This window comes from Actinoallomurus acanthiterrae (assembly GCF_054775715.1).
Genome location: NZ_BAAHCO010000001.1, coordinates 4,396,600 through 4,414,877, shown reverse-complemented (window position 1 = coordinate 4,414,877; position 18,278 = coordinate 4,396,600). Strand labels below are relative to the sequence as shown.

Annotated in this window: 21 protein-coding genes and 2 pseudogenes; 10 read left to right on the top strand and 13 right to left on the bottom strand. The window is 68.4% G+C overall.

Annotation, left to right across the window (positions count from 1 at the left end; genetic code table 11):
* Window positions 1-176: 176 nt before the first annotated feature.
* Window positions 177-659, top strand: coding sequence for a MarR family winged helix-turn-helix transcriptional regulator (locus ACYVF7_RS21395; RefSeq protein ID WP_460343295.1), 483 nt, complete (start codon window positions 177-179; stop codon window positions 657-659).
* Window positions 660-678: 19 nt separating this feature from the next.
* On the opposite strand, the gene ACYVF7_RS21390 is transcribed toward ACYVF7_RS21395, so the two are convergent.
* Together ACYVF7_RS21390 and ACYVF7_RS21385 are read right to left on the bottom strand one after the other, a co-directional pair.
* Entirely contained in the window at window positions 679-1,158 is a 480-nt protein-coding gene (locus ACYVF7_RS21390) for a nitroreductase/quinone reductase family protein (RefSeq protein ID WP_460343293.1), read from the bottom strand.
* A 44-nt stretch (window positions 1,159-1,202) separates the two neighbouring features.
* Complete coding sequence (locus ACYVF7_RS21385; protein ID WP_460343290.1) at window positions 1,203-1,634, bottom strand: PPOX class F420-dependent oxidoreductase; 432 nt, start codon at window positions 1,632-1,634, stop codon at window positions 1,203-1,205.
* A gap of 97 nt (window positions 1,635-1,731) precedes the next feature.
* On the opposite strand from ACYVF7_RS21385, the gene ACYVF7_RS21380 reads away from it, so the two are divergent.
* Window positions 1,732-2,247, top strand: coding sequence for a MarR family winged helix-turn-helix transcriptional regulator (locus tag ACYVF7_RS21380; protein WP_460343287.1), 516 nt, complete (start codon window positions 1,732-1,734; stop codon window positions 2,245-2,247).
* Here ACYVF7_RS21380 and ACYVF7_RS21375 read toward each other — a convergent pair.
* From ACYVF7_RS21375 to ACYVF7_RS21365, 3 genes are all read right to left on the bottom strand, one after another.
* Window positions 2,238-2,663, bottom strand: a complete 426-nt coding sequence (locus tag ACYVF7_RS21375; RefSeq protein WP_460343284.1) for a hypothetical protein — start codon at window positions 2,661-2,663, stop codon at window positions 2,238-2,240. The genes ACYVF7_RS21380 and ACYVF7_RS21375 overlap by 10 nt on opposite strands.
* Window positions 2,664-2,916: 253 nt before the next feature.
* Window positions 2,917-3,141, bottom strand: a complete 225-nt coding sequence (locus tag ACYVF7_RS21370) for a hypothetical protein (protein ID WP_460343281.1) — start codon at window positions 3,139-3,141, stop codon at window positions 2,917-2,919.
* Entirely contained in the window at window positions 3,138-3,638 is a 501-nt protein-coding gene (locus ACYVF7_RS21365) for an ATP-binding protein (protein ID WP_460343278.1), read from the bottom strand. Before ACYVF7_RS21365 ends, ACYVF7_RS21370 begins: the two co-directional genes overlap by 4 nt.
* A 159-nt stretch (window positions 3,639-3,797) precedes the next feature.
* Here ACYVF7_RS21365 and ACYVF7_RS21360 point away from each other — a divergent pair, with 159 nt between their 5' ends.
* Both ACYVF7_RS21360 and ACYVF7_RS21355 read left to right on the top strand, forming a co-directional pair.
* Window positions 3,798-4,688, top strand: coding sequence for a helix-turn-helix domain-containing protein (locus tag ACYVF7_RS21360; RefSeq protein WP_460343275.1), 891 nt, complete (start codon window positions 3,798-3,800; stop codon window positions 4,686-4,688).
* A gap of 11 nt (window positions 4,689-4,699) precedes the next feature.
* A complete protein-coding gene (locus ACYVF7_RS21355) occupies window positions 4,700-4,810 on the top strand; it encodes a DUF397 domain-containing protein (RefSeq protein ID WP_460343272.1) in 111 nt (36 codons plus the stop codon).
* Window positions 4,811-4,903: 93 nt separating this feature from the next.
* Here ACYVF7_RS21355 and ACYVF7_RS21350 read toward each other — a convergent pair.
* Both ACYVF7_RS21350 and ACYVF7_RS21345 read right to left on the bottom strand, forming a co-directional pair.
* Window positions 4,904-5,404: pseudogene (locus tag ACYVF7_RS21350) on the bottom strand (DUF3500 domain-containing protein); the annotation flags it as partial.
* 501 nt (window positions 5,405-5,905) lie between these two features.
* A complete protein-coding gene (locus ACYVF7_RS21345; RefSeq protein ID WP_460343269.1) occupies window positions 5,906-6,637 on the bottom strand; it encodes an SDR family NAD(P)-dependent oxidoreductase in 732 nt (243 codons plus the stop codon).
* Between the two features lie 91 nt (window positions 6,638-6,728).
* On the opposite strand from ACYVF7_RS21345, the gene ACYVF7_RS21340 reads away from it, so the two are divergent.
* Window positions 6,729-7,154 (top strand): MarR family winged helix-turn-helix transcriptional regulator, encoded by a 426-nt coding sequence (locus tag ACYVF7_RS21340; RefSeq protein ID WP_460343266.1) that lies wholly within the window; start codon window positions 6,729-6,731, stop codon window positions 7,152-7,154.
* 3 nt (window positions 7,155-7,157) lie between these two features.
* Here the strand turns inward: ACYVF7_RS21340 and ACYVF7_RS21335 are convergent.
* A pseudogene (locus ACYVF7_RS21335) lies at window positions 7,158-7,690 on the bottom strand (histidine phosphatase family protein).
* Window positions 7,691-7,895: 205 nt separating this feature from the next.
* On the opposite strand from ACYVF7_RS21335, the gene ACYVF7_RS21330 reads away from it, so the two are divergent.
* Window positions 7,896-8,204, top strand: a complete 309-nt coding sequence (locus ACYVF7_RS21330; RefSeq protein WP_460343263.1) for a sugar-binding domain-containing protein — start codon at window positions 7,896-7,898, stop codon at window positions 8,202-8,204.
* A 28-nt stretch (window positions 8,205-8,232) separates the two neighbouring features.
* Here the strand turns inward: ACYVF7_RS21330 and mptB are convergent, their stop codons facing one another.
* The gene (gene mptB / locus ACYVF7_RS21325) at window positions 8,233-9,597 is read right to left on the bottom strand and encodes a polyprenol phosphomannose-dependent alpha 1,6 mannosyltransferase MptB (RefSeq protein WP_460343260.1); all 1,365 of its coding nucleotides are present in this window, start codon (window positions 9,595-9,597) and stop codon (window positions 8,233-8,235) included.
* A gap of 288 nt (window positions 9,598-9,885) precedes the next feature.
* Between mptB and ACYVF7_RS21320 the strand changes: the two genes are divergently transcribed.
* A complete protein-coding gene (locus ACYVF7_RS21320; RefSeq protein WP_460343257.1) occupies window positions 9,886-10,401 on the top strand; it encodes a GNAT family N-acetyltransferase in 516 nt (171 codons plus the stop codon).
* A gap of 38 nt (window positions 10,402-10,439) precedes the next feature.
* On the opposite strand, the gene ACYVF7_RS21315 is transcribed toward ACYVF7_RS21320, so the two are convergent.
* The gene (locus tag ACYVF7_RS21315; RefSeq protein ID WP_460343255.1) at window positions 10,440-10,724 is read right to left on the bottom strand and encodes a hypothetical protein; all 285 of its coding nucleotides are present in this window, start codon (window positions 10,722-10,724) and stop codon (window positions 10,440-10,442) included.
* A gap of 38 nt (window positions 10,725-10,762) precedes the next feature.
* Between ACYVF7_RS21315 and ACYVF7_RS21310 the strand changes: the two genes are divergently transcribed.
* The gene (locus ACYVF7_RS21310) at window positions 10,763-11,512 is read left to right on the top strand and encodes a MerR family transcriptional regulator (RefSeq protein WP_460343253.1); all 750 of its coding nucleotides are present in this window, start codon (window positions 10,763-10,765) and stop codon (window positions 11,510-11,512) included.
* Here ACYVF7_RS21310 and ACYVF7_RS21305 read toward each other — a convergent pair.
* Together ACYVF7_RS21305 and ACYVF7_RS21300 are read right to left on the bottom strand one after the other, a co-directional pair.
* Window positions 11,503-12,900, bottom strand: a complete 1,398-nt coding sequence (locus ACYVF7_RS21305) for a DHA2 family efflux MFS transporter permease subunit (RefSeq protein WP_460343250.1) — start codon at window positions 12,898-12,900, stop codon at window positions 11,503-11,505. The two genes, ACYVF7_RS21310 and ACYVF7_RS21305, sit on opposite strands and share 10 nt — an antisense overlap.
* 749 nt (window positions 12,901-13,649) lie before the next feature.
* Complete coding sequence (locus ACYVF7_RS21300) at window positions 13,650-15,026, bottom strand: IS1380 family transposase (RefSeq protein ID WP_460343247.1); 1,377 nt, start codon at window positions 15,024-15,026, stop codon at window positions 13,650-13,652.
* Window positions 15,027-15,105: 79 nt separating this feature from the next.
* On the opposite strand from ACYVF7_RS21300, the gene ACYVF7_RS21295 reads away from it, so the two are divergent.
* Together ACYVF7_RS21295 and ACYVF7_RS21290 are read left to right on the top strand one after the other, a co-directional pair.
* Window positions 15,106-15,387 (top strand): hypothetical protein, encoded by a 282-nt coding sequence (locus ACYVF7_RS21295; protein ID WP_460343244.1) that lies wholly within the window; start codon window positions 15,106-15,108, stop codon window positions 15,385-15,387.
* 422 nt (window positions 15,388-15,809) lie between these two features.
* Window positions 15,810-16,880, top strand: coding sequence for a hypothetical protein (locus ACYVF7_RS21290; protein ID WP_460343241.1), 1,071 nt, complete (start codon window positions 15,810-15,812; stop codon window positions 16,878-16,880).
* Window positions 16,881-16,894: 14 nt separating this feature from the next.
* Here ACYVF7_RS21290 and ACYVF7_RS21285 read toward each other — a convergent pair whose 3' ends face one another.
* A complete protein-coding gene (locus tag ACYVF7_RS21285) occupies window positions 16,895-18,181 on the bottom strand; it encodes a DUF3987 domain-containing protein (protein ID WP_460358033.1) in 1,287 nt (428 codons plus the stop codon).
* Between the last annotated feature and the right edge of the window lie 97 nt (window positions 18,182-18,278).

The window sequence follows — 18,278 nt, the reverse complement described above, 5'->3', positions numbered from 1 at the left end:
TACGTACCGTTACCTGTTCGAACAAGTAAATGCGGGGTGCCCATTCCCGGCACCTCCTGTGAGCTGGGTCACCAGCGGCTAACGCGCTCACCGGCCCTGCGGGCCGATGACCTCATGCCGATCCGGGCCGGCGCGATAGGCTGGTACCTGTTCGAGCAGCTACGGAGAGCAACCAGATGAGCCCGCCGAAGGACACGGCCGACGAGCCGCTACCGCCCTCCGTCCAGGTCGGCGTCCTCAACCACGCGATCATTCGCGTCGCCCGCCTGCACCGCATGCTCGCCGCCCAGCTCCTACGCCGCGTCGGCCTGCACGTCGGCCAGGAACTCGTCATGATGCAGCTGTGGGATCGCGGCCCGCAGCGTCAGGCCGACCTGGTGCGCCTGCTCGGCTCCGACGCCGCCACCATGACCCGCACCATCCAGCGCCTCGAGCACGCCGGCTTCGTCCGCCGCCGCCCCTGCGTGACGGACAAACGCGCCACCATCATCGAACCCACCCCCGCCAGCCAGGCCCTGCGCCAGGACGTCGAACGCATCTGGGCCCAGCTCGAAGGCAACGTCACCGGCGGCCTGACCCCCGACCAGCAGACCGACGCCCTCAAGGCGCTCCAGCAGATCGAGGAAAGCCTCGCTCGCGCCGCTGCGCAGAGCACCTGAAGCCGCCGCGCTACGGACTTCACTCCCGCGATGCCTCCCGGCCCGATCGGGGCACCAGACGGATGATCGGCAGTTCCCGATCGGTCTTCTGCTGATACTGCGCGAAACGGGGCGCGGCGGCGGTGATCTGCCGCCAGGCCTCTTCGCGTTCCGTCCCGTGGAGTTGCTCAGCGGCCACCGCCATCTTGCGGCCCTCGACCTCGATCTGAACCTTGTCGGGGTGGGCGGCGAGGTTGTAGTACCACGCCGGATTCCCCGCCGCTCCGGCCGCCGACGCCACGATCAGCCAGCCGCCGTCCTCGCCGGGGAACCAGCCGACCGGAGTCGTACGCTCGAGTCCGCTCTTGGCACCGACGGTCGTGAGGATCAGGGCGTTGAAGCCCATGATCTTTCCGCCCTTGCGGCGGATGCGCCGGGCGGCCAGCGTGTTCATCCAGCGGAACACCCTCCCTGCAGGCTGGCGGGTGCCGTGGGTTCCAGCGGGCGTGTCGAAGCTCATGTGACCTGTCCTTCGTGGTCGATGACTCGGTGGGACCGCCGCCGCTACCGCCCGGCGGTGTCGCGAGGCGAGTCGTGCGCGGTGCGACGGACGTCGATCTCGCGGTCGTGAGTGAACGGCCGTCCCTCGAGGTTGGAACTCCACGACATCGTGGGGGTGATCCGCATATAGGTCGCGGGCCCGAACTGGCCCTGGCGCTCGACGAGCTGGGCGTGGCCGTAGATCCGCAGGTAGCGCGGCGTCCACGGATCGACCGACGGCAGGTCGTCGATGACGAGCGCGACCTGGGCGTTCCCCTCCCGCACGTTGCGGAACTTCCGGCTCTTGGCGGGGTCGATGCCGCCCACGTACACGTACGTCCCGTCGAACTCGTACCCCACCGGCACCACATCCGGCTGGCCGTCGGTCGCGACCGTCGCGATGCGGGCGAGCCGCTGCGACCGCAGGTAGGCGATCTCCTCTTCGCTGAAAGACACCCCGAGCCTCCTCTTCCGTCGCGACCGGCGGGGCGCCGATCGTTAACGGCACGTACTGTACGCGGCATTAACTATCTTGGCCATGTACCGTAATGCCGTGAACGAGACGGCGCAAGACATCGAGGCGACGGCAGCGCACGGGTGCGCGGCCGATGCGGGGCGCGCCGGCGCGGGTGAGACGCACATCGACGTCGCGACCGGACTTGTCCAGCTCACCGGCCTGGTGCAGGCCCTCTACACGCGCGTCTCCGAACGCCACGATCTGACTCCCGTCCAGGCCAGGCTGTTGTGCGTCCTGCTCGACGGCCCCAGAGGCATGGCCGAACTCGCCCAGTGCTTCGGCGTGGAGAAGGCCGCCCTCACCGGCCTCATGGACCGGGCCGAACGACGCGGCCTCGCCCAGCGGTCACCCGTACCAGGCGACCGGCGCGCACTGCAGGTGACTCTGACCGACGCCGGCCACCAGGCCGCGATCGCCTTCCACGCCGAGGTGAGCGCGGAGCTCGGCCATCTCATCTCGCCGCTCGCGGACGACGACCGCGAACACTTCCGCAGCACGATGGCCCAGCTCATCGCGACGTGCAGGGGCGCGAAGCACCCGGATCACCGCTGACGATCCCAACCCTCGACCGGGCAACGCGCACCACCGTCGCGGTTCGGACAGCAGGCCACGGTCAGGTCGATGAAGTTGCCGCCTCGAAGCCACCAGGCCCAGACCACGTCGTTGCCGCGGGTCAACGCGTCCAGGGCGTTCGCCGCCATCGTCTCCAGAGTCGGGGCCGCCCGCTGCTGGTCGAGGTGCATCCGCGAGTCGGCGATGTCGTTGTACTGCGCCTGCAACCAGGCCACCGCGCGGACGGGGTCGTCCCAGGTTCCTTTGATCAGCCGAGCCGGCCGGACGAGCCAGGCGCTGGTCGCCTCGGGCGGAACGGTGGCGGTCTGAAATTCCGCAGTGCCGGCTCGTCGAGCGTCATCGAACGGCTTGATCGCCTCGCCGGGACCGCGATACAGGTACGCGTGGTAGTGCACCAGTGATCGTCCTTATCCTCGTGGGGGGCATCCCCCCGACTACCCTTCGGGGGGACGCCCTTTCACTCACGGCATGCCGATGACGGCGATCTCGACGCAGGCCTCACCGTCGTCGCCGGTATAGCCGCCGCACCGACGCACGGCCTTGCGCCACACCGCTTCGTTCAAGAACCCACCTCCCTTCTGTGTCCTCGCCACGACCCTCCGTCGCGTACGGAGGGAGTCCATTCGCAGGCGACGACCGTGCGGGGCCTTATCGCTGCGGCGGGGCCGGGCGCGGCCAGGTCTCGGCGATGGCCTGCCGGAACTCGGCCAGCACCTGGCCGTACAGCGCCCAGCGACGTTCCTCCAGCTCACGCTGGGTGCGACCGCGGATCTTGTACTTGCCGGAGGCGGAGACGGCGACCCACTCCCCCGTCAGCGGGTCCTCCTGCACGGCGAACCCCGGAATCACCGGGACGCGCCTTAGGCCGGTCATCGGCCGAACCCCGCGATCTCGGCCGGGGTCAGGGTCACCCCGGGCTTGGCGAGGACGGCGTGGACCACCTTGTCCACGTCGCCGACCTCGACCCAGACCAGGTCGGCCACGGCCTCGCTGATCAACATCCCGCGCCCGTTCGTGTCGGTGAGATCCGGCTGCTTCTTTGTCGGCAGCACGCCGGGATAGGGATCGCGGACCCGCAGATGAGCCCACCGCGCGTGCGCCTCAACGGCGAACCAGATGCTCGGCTCGACACCGAGCGACGGTGCCTCCAGCGTTCGGACGCACCGGACGGCGTTGGTGACCAGCTCGGACGCCACCAACTCGACGTTGTACACGAAGTCCGGATCGGCGGGCCCAAGCCGCCCGCGAACCATCCGCCGAACGTCGGCGACAGCCTCGGGTACCGGCTGAATCTCGACCCAGGCTGGGCCTAGGGGCTGAACGTGGACACGATCGATGTCCCTCGGTGCGCCCGGCACGTACTGCGTCATGGAGGACTCCCCGGATGGGAGTGGGCCACTACTCGTAGTAGCTCCTTGGATACGGTGCGCTCAACTATCCTCCACGCGTTGTGTAATTGCAATTGGGTCTTTGTAGTTGGGGTTTTCCTCCAGAACTGTCCGGCCAGCGTGACCACTGGCCTACGATCAGTGACCGGCCAACTCCACGGAAACTGGGGAGAGGACGACGAACAGATGGGTGACGCCCGGCACAGCCCGACCGTCCGACGACGCCGCCTCGCTCGCGAGTTGCGCAAGCTCCGAGAGGAGGCCGAGCTCACCGCCGATCAGGTGACGCGCAAGCTGGAGTGGGCCGACGGCAAGGTCAACCGACTGGAACGCGCCCTGGCCGTCCGGCCACGCGTCTCCGACATCAAGGCGCTGCTGGATGTCTACGAAGTCGCCGATGAGACCCGACGCGAGGCGCTGTTCACCCTCACCCGCGAGGCCCGTCAGCGGGGTTGGTGGACGGCATACGGTGCTCTGGAGGACAACTACGTCGAGTTCGAAGCAGAAGCAACGAAGATCTTCAGCTTCCAACCGCTGGTCGTCCCTGGCCTGCTCCAAACTCCCGCCTACGCCCGCGCTCTACACCGCGGCTGGCTGATGACGGATGAGCATGAGATCGAGCGACTGGTCCAACTACGCATGGAGCGACAAAGGATTCTGGACTACGACCAGCCACCGCTCCTCTGGACCGTCATCGACGAAAGTGCCGTGACCCGTTCATTCGGCTCCGCAGAGGCCAAGACTGAGCAACTCCAGCGGCTGATCGACACGGAACGTCTGGAACACGTCACCGTCCAGATCCTGCCGATGAGCACTGACCCGCATCCGGGTCTGTCCGGTTCGTTCGTGATCCTGGACTATGAAGACGATCCGAGCATCGTCTACCGCGAGATCCGGCCGCAATCCCTGTACGTCGAGGGCCAGCAGGAGATCGAGGAACGTCGACGGGTCTTCCAGTACCTGAGCGCGACCGCGCTCGGGCCGAACGAGTCGATCGCCTTCTTGAGGCGATTGATCAAGCAGAACGAATGAGGTAGCACGCCGTGTCCCAGCTCAACGAGGTCCCCACCTGGCGCACGAGCAGCCGCTCCCAGGGGCAAGGTGGCGGCGACTGCGTTGAAGTGGCCGTCGTCATCGGCGAGGAGCCCGTCTAGCTCCAGGTCTCACACCGTCGCGACGTGACGAGGACACGGGGCGGGAACGCAACGGCCGACCCGTGTCCTCGCGTTGATCTGCAAATCCCTAAGTCACCGGTGGTGTGGCGACGTCAGGTAGTGCTGCCTCAGGAGCTCCCTGCCGTAGTCGTTGCCGTTGGGCGTGCGGATGACGGAGTGGATGTGCATTCGGGTCGGGCCGTCGGCCCGTGTCTTGCCGTACGCGCCGCCGAGCGGGCCCGCGGCCTGGCAGTCGACCTCGACCCAGACGACCGGGCTGTGCATTCGCATGTAGAAGGCGTCGTCGTTACCGGTGCCGCCGATCCAGGCCGCGTAGGTGTCGTTCAGGTGGCTGCGGATCTCCGCCATGCGGACCTTCGCCACGTCGGCCTTCGCGCGTCCCACGAACGCTTCGACGACCGCGAGGAGCTTCCCCTTCTGGGCCGCGGTCAACGCGGTGGCGCGAATGCCTGCGTACTGCTGCACCGCGTTGTCGGCGAAGGCGCCCGCCTTCATGTCCTCGTCCGCCTTCATGGCCGAAATGATCGCGACCTTCCGCTGGGCCTCGGTGAGTGACTGGATGAAAGCCAGGCTCGCCGCGACCTCTCGCGGCGGCGATCACGGGGGCCGTGTCGACGCCGCGTGAGTGGATCATGAACAGGTCGTCGATCCGCTTGCCGTCGGTGGTCAGGCCGAAGAAGTCCTCGGTGATCGTCTGGGGTCCGGGGCCACCGCCGCCGGAAGGGCCACTCGGCGTGGGCGATGGTGAGGGGGTGGCGGTGTTGTGTCGAGCTCGGTCATCGTCGCTGACTCCCTTCCGTTTCGGGGTGACGGGAGGCCGGATCGGCCTCCCGCCGTGCGCCGAGCATGAATAAGGAACCTGAGAAGTGCGTGAGAGACATGTAAATCTGCTCTTGCGTGCCGCAAGGTCGCTGATGGACGTATCAGGGTCGCGTCCTGAAGCCGGTGTAAATGACGACGGGCGTAGGTTCCAGTTTCGAGACCTGCGAAGTTTCGGTTCTGGCTCAAGTTCCGTGGTCGGTGGCGGGTGGCGTAGGGGACTGCGTCGTCCGGCCCTGGCCCGGCGCCAACTCCTCAGATCATGCCTCCGGCGGCGTTGATGGTCTGGCCGGTGATCCATCGGCCGGCGTCGGAGGCCAGGAAGGCGACGATGTCGGCGATGTCGGCTGGTTCGCCCAGGCGGCCCAGCGGTGTGCGGGCCTTGGCGTCGTCGATGACCTGCGGGGGCACGGTGGCGATGACGTCGGTACGGGTCAGGCCGGGCAGGACGCTGTTGACCGTGACGGATCTGGAGCCCACCTCCCAGGCCAGCGTACGGGCGAGCTGGTCACCGGCGGCCTTGCCGGCGGCCAGCAGCGCCATGCCCGGCAGCGGGGCGACGGTCAGCGCGGATGAGATCAAGATGATCCGGCCGTGGTCGCTGATGCGCTGCGCGGCCTCGCGCAGCGCCATGAACGTGGCCCGCACGTTGGCATGCAAATACTGGTCGAAGTCGTCATCGGTGGCGCGGGCCAGCGGCACGGCGGTTGCCGTGGCCGCGTTGTTCACCCACACGTCCACCCGGCCGTACTGGCTCTCGGCGGCGTCGAACAACTCTGTGGCCGCCTCGGGGCGGGTGATGTCGGCGCGGACCGCGGTGGCCAGCCCGCCCGCTTGTCTGATCTGGGCCACGGCCCGCGCGGCCACCTCCTCGTCGCGAGAGCCGATGACGACGCGCATCCCGGCCGCGGCGAGCCGATCGCTGATCGCCCGCCCGATGCCCCGCGATCCGCCGGTGACGATCGCGACCCGATTCTCGACATGCATGACCCCTCCGATTAGTCGACTCTATGGATAGTCCATAGCATCGACTAATTTAGTCGAGGGTGTCAACTGTCCAGGTAGTAGACTGCCTGGCATGGCCGCCGCATCCGATGACGCACTCGTCGAGACACTGATCGGCGTCTTCATGGAGATCGACGGCCTGTTCAGCACGGCGAGCCGCCGGCTGGGCCTAACCCCCCAGCAGGCGCAACTGCTCTGCTTCGCCCAGCATCTGCAGCCGTCCTTCGGTGAGCTGGCGACCCTGCTGCACTGCGACAAGACCAACATCACCGGCCTGGTCGACCGGCTTCAGCGACGCGGCCTGCTAATCCGCCAACCCGACCCCGACGACCGCCGGGTGACCCGCGTCCACCTCACCCCCGAGGGCGAAACGGTCACCGGCCAGTTCCAGCAGGCCATCAACACCACCCTGACCAGCCGCTTCAGCTCCTGGCCCCCCACCCAACGCGACGGCCTCGTCCACCTACTCCGATCCGCCACAACGGCACTACGCCCCTGAGCCTCAGCGGCCGTCTTCGCCCCCGACACGCCGCCCGCCCGCGGGACCGCTCGCGTCAGGACCGTTGTCTTCGGGGCCGAGGGAATGGCTTTCCCAGGCAACGACCCGCCAGCTCTGGCCGGGAACGCCTGAGAGGACGACGACACCGGTGTTCCTCAACTCATGAGCGGACGCGAACTCAACGTCGATGTTCTCTGCCCGGGATGCTACCCACATCCGGATCGCAGCGCCGTGACTCACCATGGCCGCCGTCTGCGCTCCTGTGCCTACGGCCTCCGCGACGACGGCATCGAAACGTTCCAAGGCTTCCACGCCGTTCTCCCCGCCCGGCATTCGAAGCTCGGTGTCTCCTGCGGACCAGGCGAAGGCGGTGGCATGGTAGGTGTCGATGGCCTGGTCATCGCCTCGCATCTCCAGATCGCCGGCGGACAGTTCTCGGATGCCGTCTCGTACCGAACCCCCAGGCCCGTCCAGGTGGCCAGCGGTGCCGCGGTGAGCTGTGCGCGTAGCAGTGTCGACGCGTACAGCGCGCCGATGTTCTCCGCCGCCAGCGCCGTCGGGAGGGCGGCTGCCTGCTCCTCCCCCAGGGGGTCAGCCCGGGTCCTGGGGCGGCGGTGTCCAAGAGGTGCTTGAGATTGGAAGGGGTCTGGCCCTGGCGAATGAGCAGCAAACGCATGTACGGGGCCTGCCTCCAGGGGGGTGGGTTTCAGGCGCTGATCATTGCAGGTTGGTGTGGCGGCTGTGCATGAGGTCGTAGGCGTTGTCCTGCTCGGCGGCGAGTGCCATGACCACTGCGTCCAGGACCGTCAGCGCACCCTGTTCGAACAGGCTGCCGCCGAACTGCCGGGTCGCTGCTTGTGGCTGAGCCGGCGCACCTTGGCCATCACCGCCGAGCAGCTTCGTAAGATCCCGGAAGTGGTCGCGGCGGCGGGCGGCAGTTCCAAGGCCCGGGCCATTCAGGCGGTGCTGCGCGGCGGCCTGGCCAACTCCGTCGTTACGGACGAGGCCGTCGCCCGTCACCTGCCGGCCCACGCGGACGGCGATTCCTGATCGCCGCAGGCATGGCTAAAGAACGAGGTCAGAGAACGTCGCGGGCAGTGCGGCGCAGCGCCGCCTCGCCGACCAGGGCGAGGACGAGGATGAGGAGCGCGACGGGCACCACGTACGGCAGGGGCCCGTGCATCATCGCGGAGCGCAGCCAGGGGTCGCCGAGCCGGAAGGCGACGCCTGGCAGACAGCCGAGGGTCGCGACCAGGGCGCGGGCCAACTGGATCCAGTCCAGCCGGGTTGCCGGGTACAGCGCGACGAGCGGGAAGACCAGGGCCTCGTACCAGGGATAGTAAACCGGCGTGGTGACGACCCATGCCGTGCAGATCGCCAGCGCGGTCCCCAGCCAGGCGGGCCCCTTGTCCAGACCGTACGGGCGGGTGCGCAGGAGAAGCGTTGCGACCGCGACGGCGAGCACGAGGGACGCGAGCGACAGCCACGACGGAAGCCGGCCGATGAGCGGGATGAGCAGTTGCCACGGCGTGTTCCACGACGGCGACTCGCTCCTCCGGGTCGTCGCCGTGATCCCGGCGGTGCCGATCACCGCGTACCCGGCGACGAGGGTGATGGTCGCGCCCGCGCCGAGAGCGAGCAGGGAGCGCGGCGCGCGTCGTACGGCCCAGGCTGCTCCGGCACCGAGCAGCAGATAGGGCGCCTTCACCGCGGCGGCGGCGCCGAGTAGCAGGCCGGCCAGGCCGCTTCGGAGGATCGCCGGACCGGCCATCGCGAGGCCGGCCACCGCGAAGCCGACCGCGAGCCCGTCGACGTGCGCCCCGCCGATCAGCGCCCACAACATGAGCGGGTTGAGCGTCCACAGCAGGTGGACGCGGACCCGCCGCGACCGGTCCGGGCCCGCGAGCCGGTCCAGCGCGAGCGCCGCCACGAGGAACGCCAGGGCGTTCCAGATCTTCAGCCAGAACACCGTCGAGGTCGCCGAGCCGCCCGGCATCTCCGATGCCGCCCATTCGGTCGCCGTCGCCAGCGGTCCGTACACCGACGGGATGTCCTGCCACGGTTCCGGCGCGAGCGCGCCCACCGGGTCGCCTTTCTCACGGAACTGCTGGGGTGTCATGACGTGCGGGTTGTAGCCCAGTGCCGCCATCCGGCCGTACACGACGTAGTCCATCGTGTCGGTCGTCCCCATCGGCGGGGCGACCACCAGCACCGCCATCGCAAGCAGTCCGACGATTACGAGCCGGCCCGGGCGTGGCCGCCAGCCCTGGCGTACGGCCAGCAGCCCGGTGGTGAGGCTGACCACTCCGCTGATCATCGCGGTCCACAGGATGCCCGTGACCCACAGGTCCGAGTCGGGTGTCCAGCGGAGCCGCGGGAAGAGGCCGTCGCCGTCGAGCGGCGGAACGGTCGCGGGGAACCGGCACAGGCCGGCCAGCGCCATGAGCGCGATGCTGAGACAGAATCCGATGATCGTGAGAATTGGGAGAACACGCGGGACCCGTGAGGTCTTGGGATCCATCATCAGACGAGGCACGATACGGCCGTCATATGAACCAGAGTCGAGGAAAAGACGGCCGTGACCGAACGTCTTGCGAATCGGTGCCGAAGGTCTGGCTTTTAGTACTCCAGCCCGTCACCGGGCCCTGGCGACCCGCTCAACACGCTCTCAGTGATCGGCCGACGGCGTTGATCGGATGCGGATACCTGCCTTCTGCCGGATAATTCGATCATGACTGTGCTGGAGACGGACCGGCTCATGATGCGACCGCTGACGGGCGAGGACTTCGCCGATTACGCTGCGATGCTGGCCGACCCGCAGGTCGCGGGAGGGCTGGCGGAGAGTGTCGGCACCTCACCCGCTGATGCTTGGCGAAGTCTCGCCATGTTCATCGGGCACCGGGAGATCCGCGGCTACTCCCACTGGGCGCTGGTGGAGAAGGCCACAGGCCGGTTCGTAGGGCGCGCCGGGCCCTGGCAGCCGCACGGGTTTCCGGGGCTGGGAGTCGGCTGGTGTCTGGCGCGAGAACACTGGGGAAAGGGCTACGCCACGGAGGCGGCCCGCACTTCTCTGAGCTACTGCCTCAAGGAGTTGGGCGCACAGGAAGTGATCTCCCTCATCCTCCCGAGCAACACCCGCTCCATAGCCGTCGCCGAACGGATCGGCCACCGCTACCTGCGCGACATCCGATACCGCGACCAGACCGTCCACCTCTACGGCCAGCGTGCGAGCTCGCCCCCTCGATGAGACTCCGCACGGCCTATCCCGGAACTACATCATCACTGTCAGCCCTCCGGCTCGATCGGTGTGGACAGGATTCGGTTCAGTTCCTCGCCTGCCTCCTCTGAACCGGCGTCCCACAGCCGCTGCAGCTCGCGCAGGTTCCCCGCCGAGACCGCGCGGCGGGTGAGCAGGTGCCCCGCCCGTTCGCAGCCCTCGTCCAGCAGTTCGTTCAGCTCGTCCAGGTCGCCGCGGGCGTCGGCCAGGTCCGCCAGCCGATCCAGGGCCGCTTCGTTGCCCTCGTCGGCCAATGCGCGCAGAGTGTCCCGATCCGGGGTCATGCTCACCATGCCTCCATGCTGGGACCCTGCCCTTAGGGCAAGGTCAAGTGCGGGAGTATGAGCAGGTGATCACCATCGGCCAGCTCGCCCGGTACGCAGGTGTGACGATCAAGACGGTCCGGGTCTACCACGCCAAGGGTCTGCTGCCCGAGCCCGAACGCGACTCCTCCGGCTACCGGCGCTACACCGCCCGGCACGCCATCGACCTCATCAAGATCCGCACCCTCGCCGACGCGGGAGTGCCCCTCGCCCGCATCCGGGAACTCCGCGCCGCCCCCGACGCGGACCTTCGTCAGGCCCTCCACGACGTCGACGCCGACCTCACGATCCGCATCCGCAGCCTCCGCCGCACCCAGAAACGCCTGCGACGTCTCGCGGCCGGCGACGCCGACCTGCTGCCCCCTGGAGTCAGCGACCACCTGGACCGGCTGCGCGAGTTCGGGTTCAGCGCCCGCTGGGTGGAACTGCAGGCCGACCTGTGGGTCCTCGTCTTCGCCACCCACCCGGAGACGGCGACCGCGCTGCTCCACGACCAGGCGCAGTTCCTCACCGATCCGGCACTACGGCAGATCTTCCTCGACTACGACCACGCCTACGAACTCGACCCCGACGACCCCTCCATCACGGAGTTGGCAGGTCGCATGGCCGACGCCACCCGAGACCGATACGACCTCGACAACCTGCCAGGGCAGGACACCGGCTCCGACATCCCCGCCCTGATCCAAGGAACCGTCAACGCCTCATCACCGGCATGGCAGCGACTCGACACCCTGGTCCGCCAACAGCTCTACCGCTGACGGACGGGGGTGGGCCTGAGCAGCCGGCTGGCGGCTGCGGCGGCCAGTGCGGCCGCGGCGGCGATGAGCAGGCTGGTGCGCAGGCCCGGTAGGAAGCCGGCCGGTTGGGCGAGCAGCGCGCCGAAGACGGCGACGGCCAGGGCGCCGCCGACCTGCCGGCTGGTGTTGAACACGCCGCTGGCGACCCCGGCACGGTGGTTCGGGACGGCGCTCAGCAGGACGGCGGTCACCGGTGGCATTACGAGCGGGCCGGCCAGTCCGACCAGGACCATCAGGGCGGCCAGCGCCCAGACCGGTATGGAGGTGGGCGCGAGGGCGAGCATCGCCAGGCCCGCCGCCATGAGGACCAGGCCGGCGGTGACGAGGGCCCGCGCGCCGAGTCTTTCGGCGATGCGCGCGCTGAACGGGGTCAGGGCGGTGCCGGTGAGCATCATCGGCAGGAACGCCGCGCCGGTGGCCAGTGCCGAAAGGCCCCGCGACTGCTGAAGGTAGAGGCTCATCACGAATGGCAGCCCGTAGTAACCGACGACGAACGCGAAGCCGACGACCACGCTGACCGCCACCGTGCGAGAGCGGAACAGGTCGAGGGGCACCATCGGGTGAGCGCCGCGCGCCTGGGCGGTGAGGAAGGCGGCAAGCGCCACGACCGCCACCGCGAACGCGGCGATCACCCGGGGCGCGGCGAAGCCGGCGGCGCCGGCCTCGATCGCGCCGTAGGTCAGGCCGCCCATCGCCAGCACCGCGGTGACCTGGCCGACCCGGTCGAAGGGGACGGGCCGGTGTGGCGAGCGCTCCGTGCGGGCGAGCAGGATCAGGGCCGCCGCGGCGACGGGCAGGTTGATGAAGAAGATCAGCCGCCAGGTGAGCAGGGTCAGCAGGCCGCCCAGGACGGGACCGCAGGAGGAGGCGATGGCGCCGCCCATCGCCCACACCGCGACCGCACGTCCCCGCCGGACCGGGTCCGGGTAGGCGTGGCCGATCAGCGCCATCGAGGAGGGCATCATCACGGCGGCCGCCGCGCCCTGGACGAACCGGGCGGCGACCAGCGCGCCCAGGTTCGGCGCCAGGCCACAGGCCGCCGAGGCGAGTGCGAAGACCATCAGCCCGGTGCCGAAGGCGCGGCGCGCGCCGGCGCGGTCGGTCAACGAGCCGGCGGACAGCAGCAGCGCGGCGAACATCAGCGTGTAGCCGTCGACGACCCACTGCAGCCCGGTGATGCCGCCGCCGACGTCATGCCGGATGGAGGGCAGGGCGACGTTGACGATGACGGCGTCGAGGGTGACGACGAAGAAGCCGAGCACGGCGGCGGCCAGCGCCGCACCGGAAAAGGCTCGGGACCGGGCGGCATCGATAACAGCGGTCGTGGAGACGGTGCATGGGTCGGACATCAGCGGTGATCTCTTCGCAAGGGACAACGGAGGGACTGCTCAGGACCGCGACGGCTCCTTGACGGCGCGCCGTACGTTCACGAAGTCGCGGTCCTCGGCGGCGAAGCCGAAGCGCGGGCCGGGACGGGCGTACTTCCCCGGCGCCTGCGCATGACCCAGGAAACCGCAGGTGGGGCAGGGTGAGGGAGTCCCTGTTGTTCCATGTACTGGCAGAACCCCCCACGCTCGCGGCCCTGCCGCCGCCGACCGGCTGTGGCTCAGAAGGTGAGCACGACCCGCCCCCGGAGGCCGCCCGCCTCCAGCAGCCCGGAACGCGGACCACCGACTCGGCTGGGACGGTGTGGGCGGTGCGTGCGGCGGCCGGCGGGATCGCGTTCCGCCGGCTGCCGTGCTCGGGTCGGGGCTATGCCGCTTGTGGTTCGCCCGATCGGGCGAAGCGGCGGTCGGCGAGTTCGTCCGGTGATGCGGGGCGTTCGGCCAGCTCGCTAACGTTGCGGCCGGAAAGGGCGCTGATATCGACGTTCAGGCAGATCGGAATTGCCGGATGGCGATTGCCATGATCACATGGCACTGGAGATCACGCCATAGCCTCGATGTTTCGTGAGGTCGGTTGGGTCGCGTAGCGGCCCGACCGACCGTCGTTTTCCAGCGCCGGGTCAACGGTCGGGCCCGACTGTCGCGTCGGGTGGGCGGGGGTTCCAGGGCCCGGGTGGTTGTCCTTCCTGTTGGTAGGGCGGTCGGGGTGGTGGTCAGGGTGCTGGCAGCATCTGCAGGCGGGTTATCGCTGAGACGATCAGACCGGCCCACTGCCAGCGGTCGGTGAGGCGCAGGCGCAGGCGTCTGCCGCCCTTGATGAGGCGTCCGGCAACGGGGAACAGGCGCAGCCGCAGTCGTTTGGGTTCCCACCTGCGGGCGGGGTGGCCATCCAGAGCGAGTATCTGCATCCAGGCGAGCAGATCTGCGGCCAGGGCGACGAGCTCGAGCCAGACCTGGTTCTGGGTGAAGCCGTGCAACGGCAGGTTGGCCAGCCCGGTGTCTTTCCCTGCCCGGATCCGGTCCTCGCAGCGGGCGCGCCGGCGGTGCCGCAGTTCCAGGTCAGCGAGCTGGCCACGTCCGCCGCCGGGCCGGGTACCGGTGACGAAACACGTGAACCGGTGGCCGTCGACGTCGGTGAACCGCAACTGCGCGCCGGGGTGGGGGCGTTCCTTGCGGACGATGAGGCGCATGCCCTTGGGCCAGCCGGTCAAATCGAGCATCCCGGTCAGCTCCGCGACCCACGCGCCGGCCCGGCCCTGCCCGTCGGCGTCGTAGGCGACCTGCCACACCTCCTTGGGCAGTTCCAAGATCGCCTCGCAGATCTCCTCGGTCAGGTTGAACCCGATCGAGTACTTCAAACGGCGGGAGGCGACCCAGGTAAGGAACTCACGGGTGCCCCCCGAATCTGTCCGGATCAGGACCTGTTTGTGCAGGCGAGAGGGAATCTGCTGAAGAGCGGCACGGGCAACAGTGATGTGATCGGCGGCCGTGTTGGAGCCTGCGTTGCCCCGGCGAAGATGCAACACGGCGCCCTCACCCGTCCCGCCCAGGCCGTGGTCGATGAACGAGCACAACGGGTGGAACCCAAACGTCTTCTTCCAGGTCGGCGCCGCCGACTCCTTCTCCGAATGCGCGATCACGATCGTCGCGTCCAGGTCCAAAGGGATCAGCGCACCGCCGGCACCGGGCGCGGAGGTTCCGGCCAGCTTCCACACGTGTTCCCGCGCCGCCGCGCGGGCCCGCCGGATCGCCCGCACCGCCTTCGGGCCCGCTGCGGCCAGGGCGCTGACCAGCCGGGAGATCGTCGGATCGGACGCCACCGGCCCGAAGATCTCCGGGGATGAGCGCAGCACCGCGACATCGGCCAGGCAGTCACCGCCGAGTGCGAGCATCACCGCCAGATCCGTGAGGATCTTTCCCGGGTCATGCAGCGCCCGCGGCAACCGCCAAACCTTCAGCTCTTCCGACAAGCCCTTGCCCAAGCCGGAGACGCGCAGCGTCTCGACCAGCATCAGGCCACCGGCCTGACAGACCAACCCCTTACCGTCCCCAGAGACCACGATCTTGGGACGGCGACCCGTTGACTGCACTCGAAAAGTGCCTTTCGAACTGGCGCGGACAGGGCCCTCAGCAAGTCCAATCCTCCCAGCTCAGAGGCACTTTTCTCATGTGAACGATCAGATCACGCACAACCCGTGTGAAAGCGCGAGGCTAACCGGGAATCGGCCGGTCGCCGGCTTCCACGCCGTGTTCCACCTGCCCGCCGGCGCGGACGAGCAGGCCGTCGTCGACGACGCACGCCACCGCGCCGTCGGACTCTACGGCATGGCGGCGCTCCGGCACGGCGGCGTAGCGGCCGCGCCTCAGCTCGTCCTCGGCTTCGGCGACACCGGCACCCGCACGATCGAGGCGGGCATCGCCGCCGTCGCCGACCTGCTGCGCGGCGCCTGAGGTGCCCTCCACCTACTGGACGGGGGCCGCGTTCCCGGGTTCGCCCGTATACCCGCCGATACCGGGACGATCCGCCTTCGGCCGTCCGCACGACGAGCACTCGACACACTGGCTGTCGGGCGCCGCCGAATGTCGCTGGTCAGGCACTTAGTGACGACGAGTTTTGCCTTGTGTAAATGACCATATGCGGACATTAGATGGATAGTCCGGCATGCGGCGAGGAAGATCCGTAGCGATGAGTCCCTCCATAGGGACCACGCGACGAACGGGGCACGGAACTGATGAGATCGGCCAAACTATTCGCGCTCTCCCCCATCGTCACGACGACGCTCATTGCCACGGCCGCACCGTCGGCCCTTGGTGCCACCACGGCGAGTGCCCGGTCTGGCGACGTGGCGCCGCCGAACTGCAAGAAGTATTCGGTGCGGGAGACGTACTCCATCGACGCCGCAGGCCGGCGAAGCGCCGCCCAGAGCGACTCCGGGAAGGTCCGCGTCTTCGGCGGTGGCGCCAATGGCATGAAAGTGGTGGTGCCGCCGGCCGGATTCGACCCGCACGCCGCCACCGACTCACAGCTCCGGCTCTACGGATTCCCGCCGCGACCGGCGAGCGGTCCGGCGCGCGAACGGTGGAACCGGCTCTACCCCCACCGCCACATCGACTACGTCACGCCCGAGATGTGCAGCAACACCGGAGTGACCGCTGGACCTCCCTCGACGTCCCGCGCGGGCGGCACCGCTCTGGCGTCGGTGCCGCTGACCAGCCCACGCTGGTCGGGAGGCCTGGCGATCCGGGCGACCGGGAGCCCCGCGTTCACCGCGGCCTTCGTCCAGTGGAACGAACCGACCTTCGTCGCGGCATGTCCCACTCAGTCGTCGTACAACATCTGGTCGGGGCTGGGCGGCTGGACCTCGGGCGAGTCGAAGTGGGGACTCCTGCAGGTAGGCGTGGACAACCTCGGCGGCACCGGGCCGAACGATGACTACGTGTGGTGGGAGGCGCTGAACCAGAGCAAGACCCAGACCCTCCCCGAGCAGGTCGTGACCAACATGAAAGTGTCCGCCGGGAACAAGGTCCAGGCGATGACCTACTACGACCCGATCGGTCACACCATCGCGTTCCAGGTCTACAACCTGAGCACCAACAAGCTGGTCACGCTCGGCCCGTGGAGCATCATCAAGGACCAGAACGGCATCCCTCTCGGCACCGCCGACGACTATTACGACGGAACATATGCCGAGACCATCGCCGAACGATCGCAGGTCAACGACAAGAACGTGAATTTGCGGCAACCCTCGTCGAAGTACAGCCAATTCCTGGACACCGAGATCGCCAACGACCAGGACGGGGACGTCGTCCCCGGTTACCAGTATCCCAACTGGAACCAGGTCAACATGAGCGACGACGCCGGTGGGAACCTCCTGTCGGTGCCGGCGAACTTCCCGACGAGCGGCTCCCCCGCGTGGAAGAACACCTGGAAGGCCTGCTCGTGAGCTGACGCCGCGCCTCAGCCGCCGGTGACGTCGACGTGGAGGACACGGCACAGCCCCCATGGCACCTCCGAATCCCCGGGAGGCGAAGGCGTCCCCGCCCAGTTGGGCGGCGAGCAGAACGGAGTCCGCACGAGCAGGACGGCCGCGCCGGGCGCCATGGCACGAAATCGTTCATGGCGCCCGTCAGGCGTACGGGAGACGATGGCGACGACCGCGGGGGCACTGCTCTGCGGCAACGCCAGCGCACCCAGACGACGGGAACGAGGGATGTCCGCGGTGATGGTGCCGCCCGGCTTGAGCGTCGTGGACCCCAGATCCTGGTACTGGCCCGCGCAGCTACCGAGCTGCCGGGTCGAGGAGCCGATCTTGAGGGTCAGCATGGGCGGCGAGCATGACGACGCTCCCCGCTCGGCACCGTCCTCGCACCCAGTCACAGAACTCAGCAGGACAACGGCGGTTAACAGCCGCGCGGCCACGCTCGGTACCCAGGACATGCACTCACCCACCGTTTCGTCGGCTCCCGCGGCCCAGCGTGCGCGCCGCCGCGCGGGGCCAGCCACTCGACCTCCTCCATTGGTCACGATATAGCCGTGGTCCTCCAGGAGGGCAAGCGCCTTGGCGACGCCATCGACGGTCTCGAACCGGCGGTGCAGCGCCCGCTGAACCTCGCGCTGCTTGAACCCGGTGCGCTCACCGATCCACTCCAGGACCGACCGGGCGTCATCGAGCGCCGGGTGCGCCCGCATCACCCCGAAGGCGACCATAGTGTGCTCGGCGAAGTACCGGGCGAGGTCGACCGCCCGGCGCATCGTGACCTCGTGAATGGACATCCTGACACCATTCTTCGGGTTCTCCGCCAAATGCAGGAGACCCGCGAGCCGAGCGGTCGCGCCCGGCAGTTTCGATGCCCAGTCTCTAAGCGGTTCGAGATCACCGCTTCCCAGCTTCAATCGAGGTTCGATCTCGGCACGCCATTCGGTAAGAACTTTCAGAGCGGCAGGGCTTAGCGGAATGATCGCGTGATCCGTCCATTCAGACAGGTCAATGATCAGCGACTTAAGCGTTTCGTTGTAGCTGTGAATGACGTCGTCAGGGATGACGTCGGGGGTTATTTTCCTGTTGCCGACGAGGTCGGGTGGGATGCTGAAGAGGAACCGGCCGAGAACTTCGCGACCACGCATCTGTGGCTTCGCGGCAATGTCCCTGAGCATGCTCGGCTGGATCGCGATTCCGAGGGTTAGCCTCGATCTTTCGTGAGGCTGGCCGGGTCGCGTAGCGACCCGGCCGCTTGTTGATTTCAGGCCGTGGTCAGGGGCGAGGCCCAGCTGTCGCGCTGGGTGGGCGGGGTTCCACGGGCCCGGGTGATTGTCCTTTCTGTGTCGTCGGGGTGGTTGAGGC